Source organism: Vibrio sp. BS-M-Sm-2 (assembly GCF_041504345.1).
GTDB classification, from domain to species: Bacteria; Pseudomonadota; Gammaproteobacteria; order Enterobacterales; family Vibrionaceae; genus Vibrio; species Vibrio satsumensis.
The window spans coordinates 225855-238518 of sequence record NZ_CP167895.1; the positions used below are offsets into that span (position 1 = coordinate 225855).

The 12664-nt window shown below is 45.1% G+C and carries 11 protein-coding genes and 1 pseudogene; 6 read left to right on the forward strand and 6 right to left on the reverse strand.

The genetic code is table 11. The features are described from left to right. The first annotated feature begins 7 nt into the window (after positions 1-7). The gene (locus AB8613_RS17170; RefSeq protein WP_372385315.1) at positions 8-781 is read left to right on the forward strand and encodes a PTS sugar transporter subunit IIA; all 774 of its coding nucleotides are present in this window, start codon (positions 8-10) and stop codon (positions 779-781) included. 18 nt (positions 782-799) lie between these two features. Here the strand turns inward: AB8613_RS17170 and AB8613_RS17175 are convergent, their stop codons facing one another. After that, the gene (locus AB8613_RS17175) at positions 800-1639 is read right to left on the reverse strand and encodes a helix-turn-helix transcriptional regulator (RefSeq protein ID WP_372385316.1); all 840 of its coding nucleotides are present in this window, start codon (positions 1637-1639) and stop codon (positions 800-802) included. A 377-nt stretch (positions 1640-2016) separates the two neighbouring features. Between AB8613_RS17175 and AB8613_RS17180 the strand changes: the two genes are divergently transcribed. The 4 genes from AB8613_RS17180 (at position 2017) to AB8613_RS17195 (ending at position 7401) form a co-directional block, all read left to right on the forward strand. Beyond that, positions 2017-3921, forward strand: a complete 1905-nt coding sequence (locus tag AB8613_RS17180; protein ID WP_372385317.1) for a fructose-specific PTS transporter subunit EIIC — start codon at positions 2017-2019, stop codon at positions 3919-3921. A 96-nt stretch (positions 3922-4017) separates the two neighbouring features. Then, entirely contained in the window at positions 4018-5235 is a 1218-nt protein-coding gene (manA, locus tag AB8613_RS17185; protein ID WP_372385319.1) for a mannose-6-phosphate isomerase, class I, read from the forward strand. 299 nt (positions 5236-5534) lie between these two features. Beyond that, a complete protein-coding gene (locus AB8613_RS17190; RefSeq protein WP_372385320.1) occupies positions 5535-5975 on the forward strand; it encodes a PTS sugar transporter subunit IIA in 441 nt (146 codons plus the stop codon). 13 nt (positions 5976-5988) lie between these two features. Then, entirely contained in the window at positions 5989-7401 is a 1413-nt protein-coding gene (locus tag AB8613_RS17195; RefSeq protein WP_372385322.1) for a fructose-specific PTS transporter subunit EIIC, read from the forward strand. A 144-nt stretch (positions 7402-7545) separates the two neighbouring features. Here AB8613_RS17195 and AB8613_RS17200 read toward each other — a convergent pair whose 3' ends face one another. From AB8613_RS17200 to AB8613_RS17220, 5 genes and pseudogenes are all read right to left on the reverse strand, one after another. Continuing rightward, positions 7546-7962 (reverse strand): cytochrome c3 family protein, encoded by a 417-nt coding sequence (locus AB8613_RS17200; RefSeq protein WP_372385323.1) that lies wholly within the window; start codon positions 7960-7962, stop codon positions 7546-7548. A 15-nt stretch (positions 7963-7977) separates the two neighbouring features. Then, complete coding sequence (locus AB8613_RS17205; RefSeq protein ID WP_372385324.1) at positions 7978-8577, reverse strand: cytochrome C; 600 nt, start codon at positions 8575-8577, stop codon at positions 7978-7980. Positions 8578-8656: 79 nt separating this feature from the next. Further along, a pseudogene (locus AB8613_RS17210) lies at positions 8657-8968 on the reverse strand (ethylbenzene dehydrogenase-related protein); the annotation flags it as partial. A gap of 44 nt (positions 8969-9012) precedes the next feature. After that, entirely contained in the window at positions 9013-9705 is a 693-nt protein-coding gene (locus AB8613_RS17215) for an ethylbenzene dehydrogenase-related protein (protein ID WP_372385325.1), read from the reverse strand. A gap of 390 nt (positions 9706-10095) precedes the next feature. Continuing rightward, positions 10096-11721, reverse strand: a complete 1626-nt coding sequence (locus AB8613_RS17220) for an ABC transporter substrate-binding protein (protein ID WP_372385326.1) — start codon at positions 11719-11721, stop codon at positions 10096-10098. Positions 11722-11865: 144 nt separating this feature from the next. Between AB8613_RS17220 and mpaA the strand changes: the two genes are divergently transcribed. Next, complete coding sequence (gene mpaA / locus AB8613_RS17225; protein WP_372385328.1) at positions 11866-12573, forward strand: murein tripeptide amidase MpaA; 708 nt, start codon at positions 11866-11868, stop codon at positions 12571-12573. Positions 12574-12664 lie beyond the last annotated feature (91 nt).

Consider the following 12664-nt stretch of genomic DNA (forward strand, 5'->3'; position numbering starts at 1 on the left):
ACCTTTCATGAATGAATATCAGATTACCTTCTTCGTTGACGATCCTGCCGCGAACTCACACGTCGCGCAGCCACTTAGCCGCTTGGCTAAAAAATTCAAAAGTACCATCCGTATTATCAACATCACTCAAAACCGAACCGCCGATCTCTCCAAATCTGTCGCGATGTTACAAGTGGGTTTACTCCGAGGGGATTTGTGCCAGATTACCGCTGTGGGTATTGATGCAGAGCTGGCCTGTTTCGTTCTTAAAGACGTGATTGCCGAGCATTACGCTATGGTTGGTTCGCAAGTGAATCATGAGTTCTCCAAGGATCTAATCCAGCGCATGCCGCAGATATGTCCATCTTGTGAGATCAATTGGCATCATGCTAAAGCTCAAACCCAACTGACTAAATTTGAATGCCTAAAAGGGCTCGCTCATCTAGTGTATCCACAAGATCCGGATGAACTGATTCTGGCGTTTATTAAACGAGAAGAACGCTCCTCTACCTGCGTTTCACCGGGGATCGCGCTGCCACATGTGATGTTTGAATCGACTCAAGATCTCTCGATTGCGGTCATCGTCAGTGACGACCCGATTGATTGGGCATCACGTATCGGCGAAGTACACGTTGCTATCGCTTTAGTGCTTCCAACCAAGCCGCAACGAGAGCACATTGTGGCCGCCACTAACCTAACCAGAAACCTGCTTCACGATCAGGTCAATGAGCGTTTACAGAAGACCCGCAGCAGTGTCGATCTACAAGCCCTGTTGATGTACATCTCATCTCGCCTTATTTGATTCATCAAATAGCTTGGACTAGATAGATCCACGGTATTCAGTTGGGGTTTTTCCGGTTCGGTTTTTAAATACTCGGCAGAAGTAGTTCACGTCTTTGAAGCCGCAACGAACAGACACTTCATTGAGCTTGAAGTTGTACTTCTTGAGCATGAACTTAGCGCGGTCAACTCGCACACGGGTGATGTATTCTGCTAGCGTCATGTGGCCTTGTTGACGGAACATTCGCGACAAGTGGTTCGATGAAATGCTAAAGCGCGAGGCGATGCTGTCTCGGGTGATTTGGCGGTGGAAGTTCTCTTGAATGTAGATACAAATCCCCTGATACACATCCTGAACTCGGCTGTGAGATTTTTCGACAGGCGCATCCAACATCGTCTTACTGTATTGAAGTAGCGCTTGCAGCAATAACTCATCCATAGGCTGCTTGTTACTCTCCCTCGCGAGTGAGCTGAGCGCTTCTAGAATGTTATCAATCGCAAAACCAGAGCGAGTCTGAATACTGTGCTTTTGAATATCATAAAAACTCTCCTCACCTTTGCGTTTGCTCACCAAACTTAAACCCAGCTGACGACGCCCAAACAACATGCTCAGCACCGAACAATCAGTATCCCAATTGGGCTTATTCCAACAGTTAGGCGGGATGAAAATCGCATCCCCCGCTTTCGCAACAACATTGGTGACCTTACGCTCATGACTCTCCATTTCATTAATATACTCACCGTCGAGCACCAGCTCTAAACGCGGAAAGTTCACCTGATAACTGAATGCTGAAGGCGTGTGAAAATCTCCCCCAAACCAGATGTTATGAAACGGTTTTCGCTCATTTAACACAGACGAGATTAAGTCATGAAATATCATTATTCGAACTCTAGTGGGCAGCAATAAGGCTACGGGAATAGATATACCCTTTAGTGAAACATAGCGCTATTGAGCAAAATCACAATTTGAGATCTAGGTTACAAAAATCCAGTCGTGGAAATAAATCTCCAGTCACAAATCTGATATAGCACGTAATCCCCCTGAGAACCCAAGACGCTGCAGACCTTATAAATAAAAGCCTAAGCTCCTCAAAACCGCTGTCAACAGTGACCGAAAAACGCACCACTAACCGATCAAAATCACACTCCATTTAGAACGCATCAATCATCCAGTAAATGCATTTTTTCTTCACTACAGAAGGTAAGCTGTAGATTCCAGAATACCCCTAACAAAATAAAAAAGAGTAGGGGTTCATTATGATCACAACATTGATCAATCAAGATTTGATTAAGCTTTCGCTTAGCGCTGATTCAAAAGAAGAAGTATTCAAAGAGCTGATAGACGTGCTTTATGCACAAGGTCGAATTTCAGACAAAGCACAGTTCCTTGCCGACATTAAAGCTCGTGAAGAGCAAGGTAATACCGGGTTTGAAGAAGGCATTGCTCTACCACACGCGAAAAGCAGCGCGGTGATCAAACCCGCGGTTGTTATTGGCGTCCACAAGCAGGGCATCGAGTACGGTGCCGATGACGGTCAGCCATCAAAACTGTTCTTCATGATCGCTTCTCCTGATGGCGGCGATAATCACCACATCGAAGTACTGGCAGAGCTTTCTTCAAAACTGATTGAAGAAGGCTTTATCGAAAGCTTCATGAATGCTCAATCTGAAGAAGAAGCACTAGAACTACTGCTTAGCAAACCTGAGCCATCAGAAACGGAAAATAACGTTGGGAAACAAGGCTTCATCATTGGTGTGACAGGCTGCCCAGCCGGCGTTGCACACACTTATTTGGCAGCTGAAGCGCTAGAGAAAGGCGCGGCGGCTCTTGGTTACGACATCAAGGTCGAAACTAACGGTTCTATTGGTGTTAAAAACAGCCCTACTCAAGACGAGATCGAACGTGCAGACGCGATTGTCGTCGCTTGTGACAAACAGGTCGACATGGCTCGCTTTGCCGGAAAACGCGTTATCAGCACCAACGTAAAAGCGCCAATCAAAGATGCGCAAGGCTTGATTAAACAAGCACTCAACGCACCTAGCTACCAAGCCGAACAAACGCCGACCAATCAATCTGTTGTAGAGAAAGCATCACAAGCGCGTTCTGACCTTTATCGTTATTTGATGAATGGCGTATCACACATGATTCCATTCGTGGTGACTGGCGGCCTTTTGATTGCCCTAGCATTGGCAATTGGTGGCGAGCCAAGTGAATCCGGTATGGCAATTCCTGCTGGCAGCATGTGGAACCAAATTCTAGAAGTGGGTGTGGTTGCGTTCACCCTGATGATTCCAATCTTGGCTGGCTACATTGCTTACGCGATTGCAGACCGCCCTGCCTTAACTCCAGGTTTGATTGGCGGTTGGATTGCCAACAACGGTTCTTTCTATGGTGCTGACGCAGGTACAGGCTTCATTGGCGCGATCATCGCCGGCCTATTGGTTGGTTACTTCGTTAAGTGGATTACCTCGTTTAACTACCACAAATTCGTTCAACCGCTAGTGCCTATCATGATCGCTCCGATCACTGGTTCTCTATTCATCGCGGGTCTATTCATCTTTGTTATCGGCGCGCCAATCGCTGGGTTGATGGATGCTCTTACTGCGCTGCTAACCAGCATGAGCACAGGCAACGTGGTTCTGCTTGGTATTGTCCTTGGTGGTATGGCTGGCTTTGATATGGGTGGCCCATTCAACAAAGTCGCGTTCCTGTTCTCGGTTGGCATGATTGCTAGTGGTCAAACTCAATTCATGGGTGCGATGGCGTGTGCAATCCCTGTGGCTCCACTAGGCATGGCTATCGCAACCAGACTTGGCCGTAAGTTCGACCTGTTCGAATCTTCTGAAATCGAAGCGGGTAAAGCAGCAGGTGCGATGGGCTTGGTGGGTATCTCTGAAGGTGCGATTCCTTTCGCGGCTCAAGACCCTATGTCAGTAATCCCAGCCAACGTACTTGGTTCAATGACTGCAGCGGTTATGGCGTTCTCATTCGGAATCACCAACAGCGTTGCTCACGGTGGTCCGGTTGTTGCTCTACTAGGCGCAATGAACTACCCATTGCTGGCACTTCTGTGCATGGCATCAGGTGCGGGTGTGACTGCGGTGACTTGTATCGCGCTTAAAAATCTACGTAAAGCCAAGCTAACAACAGCAGCGGCTTAAGCCATTTCAACTCCAATGGCTTGAGCCCCTATTCTACTCAGACATTTCAGTAGGTCGAGTAGAGCTCAAGCCATGTTTCCCTTCATGGTGATTTCGATGTCTGATTTTTCTTTAGCGAACGATTCGTTCGTACAACGTTTTTTCTACCCTATGACTAACGTGATTCAAAACTACGCATGGGGTAGCCCTTCTTCGTTTAGCCAACTGTTTGGGATAGATAACCAGTCTGGTGAGCCGCAAGCGGAGATCTGGATGGGGGCTCACCCGAATGGTTGTTCAATGGTGAACGACAACGGGCAGCAAACCACATTATCGAGCTTGATTTCCAAGAACCTAAACCTATTTTTAAGCGAGAAAGTGGCAAGTCGCTTTGGTGAATTGCCATATCTATTCAAGGTGTTAGCGGCGGAGAAAGCACTCTCTGTACAAGTACACCCAAACAAACAACAAGCTGAATCTGGCTATGCTCTAGAAGAGCAGCAAGGTATTCCGATGACAGCTGGCAATCGTAACTACAAGGATGCCAACCACAAACCAGAACTGGTGTATGCCCTAACCGACTACACGGCGATGAATGGCTTTAGGTCAATCAATGAGATCCTCGAGCATTTTCATTACCTCGATATTCCAGAGCTTCATTCGATGGTCAACGATCTCACGGGCGATCAAACTCCCAATGGATTAGCCTGCTTTTTTGCGAGCTTACTGTCTTTAGAGGGCGAGCAAAAAGGAATGGCGCTTACTATGTTGATCATGAAGGCCAAGCTTTCTGATAAACGTGTATTCCAATTGATTTCAGAACTGGAAGATCAATATCCAGGTGATGTCGGCCTGTTTGTACCGTTACTATTGAACGTAATTACCTTAAAGCCGGGGCAAGCCATGTATCTGGATGCCGAGACTCCCCATGCTTACATCAAAGGGACAGGGCTAGAGATCATGGCGAACTCAGACAATGTGTTACGTGCAGGGCTGACGCCTAAATACATGGACGTGAATGAACTGGTTTCTTGTACTCGATTTAATGAAAAGCCCGCGGATAGATTACTGCTAAGCCCGATAGAGCAAGATGATGTGATGGAATACGAAATTCCAGTCGAGGATTTTAAGTTCTCTATCGTGCAAAACTCACATCAACGCAAGATCACTACCGAAGGCGCAGAGATCCTACTGCCACTCGACGAATCCATGGTGCTCACTCACCAATGCGGTGAAACCTGCGTGATAGAGAAAGGCCAATCGGTGTTTATTCCTGCTTACGCTGAGAGTTACAAACTGGACTGCGTTGGACGTGTAGCGCGCGCTTACAGCTAGCTCCATCACCACTAATCACACACTATCCATGCCCTTCTTTTGCGGGGCATTTTTGTTTCTATAGCTTTTGTTTTCCTAGAGCTTTTTTGTCCCTACAGCTCTTTTATTCCTAACGAAAATTATTTCAGCATCGAAATACACTATCAAATATGACCCATCTCACACTGGATGAATGATGCAAATCACACTTAATTTTGCTTGGTACAAATGTACAGTGAAGGGCTTTTATTTGCTATTTCGCGAATCAGCTTAATCCATTAATTTTAATTCAAGAACTTCAATAGTGAATGAGTTAATAAATGATCACACAGCTAACTAACGTCAACTTAATTAATAACAACCTTCAAGCGAATAATAAAAAAGAACTGTTTGAAGAATTGGCAGGCATGTTATTTGAAAGCAAACGAATCAGTAATAAAGAAGCCTTCTTGGCAGACATCGAAATTCGTGAATCTCAAAGCATCACCTCAATGGACGGCATCGCTTACCCACACTCAAAAAGTAAGGCGGTAACTGAGCCGGCAATCGCTGTTGGTGTTAAGCGTGAAGGTATCGAGTATGGCGATGAAGACGGCATTAACCCAAGCGTGTTTTTTATGATTGCCTCACCCGATAACGGTGCTGACCATCATATTTATGTACTACAAGAACTATTTGGAAAATTCAGCGATGAATTTATTCAAGATATCCATAACGCAAAAGACGAACAGCAAATCCTTAATATTTTAATTAATTCATAAGGCGTAGAAAATTATGAGCACCCTAACAACTCAAGCTACGAATACCAATAATAAAAACAGTAGTAGCGACTTTAAAAAAATCCTTAGTACCATGAAAGGCCACCTGCTTTTCGGAACCTCACACATGCTGCCTTTCATCGTAGCCGGTGGTGTTCTATTGGCCTTAGCGGTCATGGCATCAGGCAAAGGTGCTGTACCTGCAGACGGCTTACTGGCAGACATCTCTAATATCGGTATCAAGGGCCTTGTTCTTTTCCCAATCATTCTTGGCGGCTTTATTGGTTACTCAATTGCAGATAAACCAGCACTAGCGCCAGCGATGATCTCTTCTGGCATCATGGCTGATATGGGCGGCGGCTTCCTTGGCTGTATCGTGGCTGGCTTTATCGCCGGTGGCGTGGTGTTCCAACTTAAGAAGATCCCGCTTTCTGCAAACATGACGGCGCTAGGTGCTTACTTCATCTACCCGCTTCTAGGCACGTTAATCTCTGCAGGTATCGTACTGTGGGGCATCGGTGAGCCAATCAAACTGTTCATGTCTTCAATGAACGAGTTCCTAGCTTCAATGGCTGGCGCATCTAAGATGGTTCTAGGCACTATCCTTGGCGGTATGACGGCGTTCGATATGGGCGGTCCAATCAACAAAGTGGCAACCCTATTCGCTCAAACGCAAGTGGACACACAACCATGGCTAATGGGCGGTGTAGGCATCGCGATTTGTACTCCACCTCTAGGCATGGCACTGGCAACGTTCCTATTCAAAAACAAGTTCTCTAAACAAGAACAAGAAGCAGGTAAAGCGGCTGCAATCATGGGTTCTATCGGTATCTCTGAAGGCGCTATCCCGTTCGCAGCGAACGACCCAATGCGCGTACTTCCTTCAATCGTTGCCGGTGGTATCGTTGGCTGTGTGTTCGGCTTCATGACAGACGTTCTACTGCACGCACCGTGGGGCGGCCTAATCACTGCGCCAGTATCAAGCAACATTCCAATGTACGTCGTCGGTATTGCGCTAGGTTCACTGACAACAGCGGTTATCGTTGGTTTCTGGAAACCTGTAGCGGTTGAAACAGATGAGGACATGACTGAAGCGCCAGTACAAGCTCAAACAGCGCCTGTAGCAGGCGAAGGCGAGTACGACATCGTAGCAGTAACATGTTGCCCTTCTGGTGTTGCACACACCTTCATGGCGGCGAAAGCACTGGAAAAAGCAGGCTTAGCAGCAGGCCTAAAGATTAAGGTAGAAACTCAAGGTCAAAACGGTATTCAGAACCGCATCACCGACCTAGATGTGGCTAACGCAAGACTGGTTATCTTAGCTCACGATATTCAAGTGAAAGACGCTCACCGCTTTGCTAACGCGAACGTGATTGAGTGTTCAACTAAGGAAGCGATGAAGAAAGCTGCGACTATGGTGGCGATCTAAAACTAAAGGCTATCTAAATAAAGAATCAATAAATTAGTGATTGCTCACTATTGATAAAGTAACTACCCCCTAGTAACTAAAATCCCCATTCGTTTTGTCAGCGAATGGGGGTTTTTATTTTTACCAGATCAAAATTTCCGTCATTTACGGCTCAATATCAAGGCTAGACATGTTTAAATAGCGCTCTAGCCTAACTGAATAAAAGTTTGATAATTCTTCGTCTTCTTCATCATGACAATCGGTACAAGTGTCCTTAGGATCAAATTCTTCATGGGGAAGATGACACTCAACGCACTCCATCTCTTCGCTCTCTTTGTGCTTTAGATTATGCTGACTCCCTTCGAGGTGACCAAAATCATCATGACACTCCACGCAGTTGTTATATTCAAACTCAAGATCGTCAGAAGGCTCTTCGTCTAGATGGCACTGCCCCGCACATGTTTCATCCTTTAGGTGAATATTCGCAAGATTATGCTCATCTGGATTAGGTAAATCCTCAGCGACCACCAGTGCGCATACTCCAGCAAGTAACACACCAATTAAATATTTAGTCGTACTCATAAAACTGGCTCCTTCTTACTGATGCGACTTAAACTCTTTCTCACGCAGAATAGCTTGATGGCAGGTTGCACATAACCCAATGCGAAACTTCTTACTGATACCGATAATCGGGTCTGAATCGCGATGTAAATTATGACAATTGGAACATGTCAATTGGGTGGCATGTACATCGTGAGTCCACTCACTGACCCTCAAGCTTTCAGGAGAATGACAGGCGATACACTTTTGGTTCTGCTCGAAAATTGGCAAGTCGATATGATCATCGAATGGAATAACACTCACCACATCAGAATCTTTGGGGTGAGAACCTTTTCTGCCATGACAAGCTGTGCAGTTGTTGTAAAACTCGGTACTGGCATGTGCTCCTACAGAAGCGATGGCATCAATATTTTTAAGCAGACGCTTTTTTTGATGGCACCGTATACAACGCTTATTTTCCTTTACTAAAATCTGCATTTCCGCTTCATTGGTAATTTGGCTAGAAAACGGTTTTACATTATGGGAAGCGGAATCCTGAACTGTTGACTCAGAACAGAGCGATAGCGGCATAAAGAATATACTCAACGTGGTCAACACAAATAAATAAGAAACATATTGAGTAACTGTTTTGACCATAATAGTACTCTTCTGTGAAGAAATGATTTGAGCCGATTATTTCGACACAAATCATTTCAGTTAGTTACGAGTGTTATACTTATTTAAACTCAAGGTTTAACACACCACGATGGTATATGTGATTAATTTGAGAGTTATCAAAAACCGCAACACCAAATGGATATGATTGGCTCAAATCGTTAAATTGCACATCTTGCGTTTCTGCATTTTCACCCGTAGTTACAAGCTTACGCTTCATTTCCAGAGTCCAAACACCCGCTTTCCAAATTGCACCGACTTCGATATCACCACGGGAACCGGTAAATGGCTTACCTGTTAGCCCTGGAATTCGGTCTAACTTATTGTAGTCAGTTGTAAACGGCTTCTTCTCTGAGTCTAAAATAAGTAATGTTTCATTGGTTAAGTTATCTGATACATAGGCTGGCTGGCCGTCTTTTACGTTATTAACGTAGTCCCCCCCGTTTTGCTGTCTCCTTTACGTCCCCAACCTTTGTTTTGTTTTGGATCGGTATTACTATCAACATATTGGTCATCGAGCTGATTATGTACCGCGGTTCTCACACCTTTCCAGTGCCACATATCAATAAACTCGCCTTCCTGCTTGGTGTATTTACGTGCTGGGTTCTTATCATCACGCCCTGCGTTTTTACCCTTTTTAGCTCTGTGACATGCAGCATTACACCCTTTCTCAGAAAAGCCTTCAGCATTGATGTCCCAATAGACCGCAAATTTATCTTCGTAGTAAGTATTGTCGTGCCCAGTATCATCTTTATTTTTCAACTGCTTCCATGACCCATCCTCTTGTTTAACCCAAGGAAAGCGGTCAATACTTTTGGTCGGGTCGGCATAAGTAAACAAGAAGTAAATGTATTCACTGTCATACATCGACTTCATTTCCACACTGGTTTTTTTAATGCCTTCATAGCCATTATTTGGTTTATACGGTAATTTGTTCACCTTCTGTGTCAGTGGTTTAGCTTGCTCCCAAACGGCATCAACGTTGCCATCGATAACTATATTTGAGGTAAGCTTACTGCTCTCTAGTATCTTATCTTTTGCGTGAACAGCACTGACTGGAATGATCGTAAGTACAGCCACGGTTGATAGTGTAATTATTGAGTACTTCATTGTTACTCTCCTAACTTCCATTGATCTGTTTATACAATTAAGCGTAGGAATGAATGAGTTTATTTCAATTGATCGATATCAACTTAAACACAAATAGAAAAATAGGCATATAGAGCTCGATAAATAGGGATTTATTTATTATCAAGAAAAACAAACATCATAAATATCAATAACCTTATCTCAGGTATCAATGATAAAATTACAAATAATAGGGATTAGTATCAACTTCAAGCTCAATTGTTCATTTATCGACAATTTAAATCGCCCATAATTAGATTCATTACAAATATGGAAATAATAAAGGGACGTTAATCATATATTTATGTTCAACGTCCCTTTTCTTCTATCTCTTATATCTATGCGTTAGGCCTGAACTCGCATTTAGCCTATCTATTCTTTGATGTAGAGGTCCTTAGAATAGATGCGCCCTTCAACGTTGTTCTTCGCAAAGCCACCAACACTTGGTCGCACTAGGCGAGCCTGCATGTAGTAGTAGATTGGCGCGATAGGCATATCTTCAGCCAGTAACTGCTCCGCTTGATCATAGAATCCTTGGCGATCTTGCTCATTAGTTGCTGACAGTGCGCTGTCCATTGCAGCGTCGTACTTGTCGTTGTTGTAACGCGCAAAGTTACCCGAAGACTCAGAACGCAATAAGCTCAAGAAGGTCGACGCTTCATTGTAATCGCCGCACCAAGAAGCACGCATCACATCGAAGTCACCTTGGCGACGTGATACTAGGTAAGACTTCCACTCTTGGTTTTCAAGTTCAACTTGCGCGCCTAGGTTGCCTTTGAGCATTGAAGCGATGGCCACTGCAATCGACTTGTTCGACTCACTGGTGTTGTAGAGCAATTTGAAGTCCAATGAGTTAGAAGCATCGTAGCCCGCATCTTTCAGCAGCTCTTTTGCTTTTTGGTCACGTTCCTTTTGAGTCCATGTGCTGTATTCAGGCTGAGTCGCATCAAAGCCTGCTGTATATTCATGAGCAAAGGTATAAGCCGGCAAGTTACCCACCTGAGTGACGCCATTGGTAATCACATCACGCATCATTGAGTAAGACACCGCTTTACGCACTCTCGCGTCATCAAACGGAGGTCGTGTGGTATTGAATGCGTAGTAATAAGTACACAGTAGAGGGACGGCGGTATAAGCGTCTTGATACTTTGTTTTCAGCTGTTGCGCCATATGTGTTGGTACGTCAGAAGTGATATCGACCTCGCCCACGGCATAACGGTTAATTGAGGCATTCTGATTCTCAAACGGAATATAAGTTACTTCGGTTAAGTGGGTATCTGAGCTGTCCCAGTATTTTGGGTTCTTCTTCAGTTCAATGCGCTCGTTCACCACCCACTCGTCTAGCACAAATGCACCATTCCCAACAAATTGCTTAGGATCGCTCCACGGCTTGTCGCTACTTTCTAGGGCTGCTTTATGCACTGGCATCATGGATGTGTGGCCTGTCATCGCCACAAAATAAGGTACTTGGCTGTCTAGCTCAAAACGAACTGTGTGTTTATCAACAGCCGACACGCCTAGCTCTTCAATCGGCTTCTTACCTTCTGCCACATCAGCAATATTGTTGATTTTGGTGAGCTTTAGATACCACACATTTGGCGATGCCAGTTTCGGGTCGACCGCGCGTCTTATCGCGTACACGAAATCATCGGCGGTCACCGGATCGCCATTCGACCATTTAGCATCTTTACGCAGGTGGAATACAAACGTCTGGTTGTCTTCGGTTTCCCAAGATTCCGCGACACCTGGAGTGATGTTGCCATCGCGATCTTGGATCACTAAACCTTCAAACAGGTCACGTAGAATGTGCATTTCAGGCAAGCCTTCTGCCTTTGCCGGATCGAGTGTCGCAGCTTCTGCATCATTAGCACGTACCAAATGTTGCTCTTTCGCCAGAGAAGTTCCGGCAGGCAATGTGTCAGCAACGGCAGTCACTGAGATAAAAGGGGTCAATAAAGATGAAATGAGTAAAGCCGTTGAATGTTTCTTAAAATCCATGTTTTTTTGCTCTCCTAGCCTATCTTTGAAGCAAAGTAATAAAATTAACAATGCGACGGTTGACGAGTTTTAATGCTTTCGTTTATCTAAGTAGTTTTTGTAATCGTTAATACTTGATAGTACTTGATCAGTCAGGAGATAAAGGTGAGTTTAATTCCAAGAACGGAAAGAGCTGCATTTTCAATAAAGCCGCTGCCATATGGAAAGTCGGTATTGGGCGCACCCTTGCTCTATTTCCCCGCGCAAGTTGAAAACGAATCTCAAGGTCTAATCATAGCAGGCACACACGGTGATGAAACCGCGTCTATCGCAGGCTTGTCTTGTGCGCTAAGAAGCCTGCCAGCCGCCAACTTGCGACACGATGTGATCTTGTCGATGAACCCAGATGGTAATCAGTTAGGCACACGCGCCAACGCTAACCAAGTCGATTTGAACCGCGCATTCCCGACGAAAAACTGGACAGAAGGCGGCACCGTTTACCGCTGGAGCTCTCACACACCAGTCAGAGATGTAAAAGTGAAAACAGGACAAGCCGACCAACTTGAACCGGAAGTACAGTCGCTCATCAACCTCATTGAGCAGCGCAAACCTAAATTCGTCATCTCTTTCCACGAACCACTTGCCATGGTCGACGACCCAGCTCAATCCGAACTCGCCATTTGGCTAGGCAAACAGTTCAACTTGCCGCTCGTTGAAGACGTGGATTACGAAACCCCAGGCTCTTTCGGCACCTGGTGCCAAGAAAGAAACCTACCGTGTATTACCGTAGAGCTACCACCTGTTTCTGCAGATCTGACTATAGAGCAGTATTTGAATGCGTTTGTGGCTGTGTTGGGGTGTGAGGAAGGGTAGACAAACTCGTTTTTGGACAAAAGTGTCTCAGGGCTTACTCTAAATTAGCAATTCGTGGATAACTAAGGTATGAAAAAGTGAGTATTGGAGA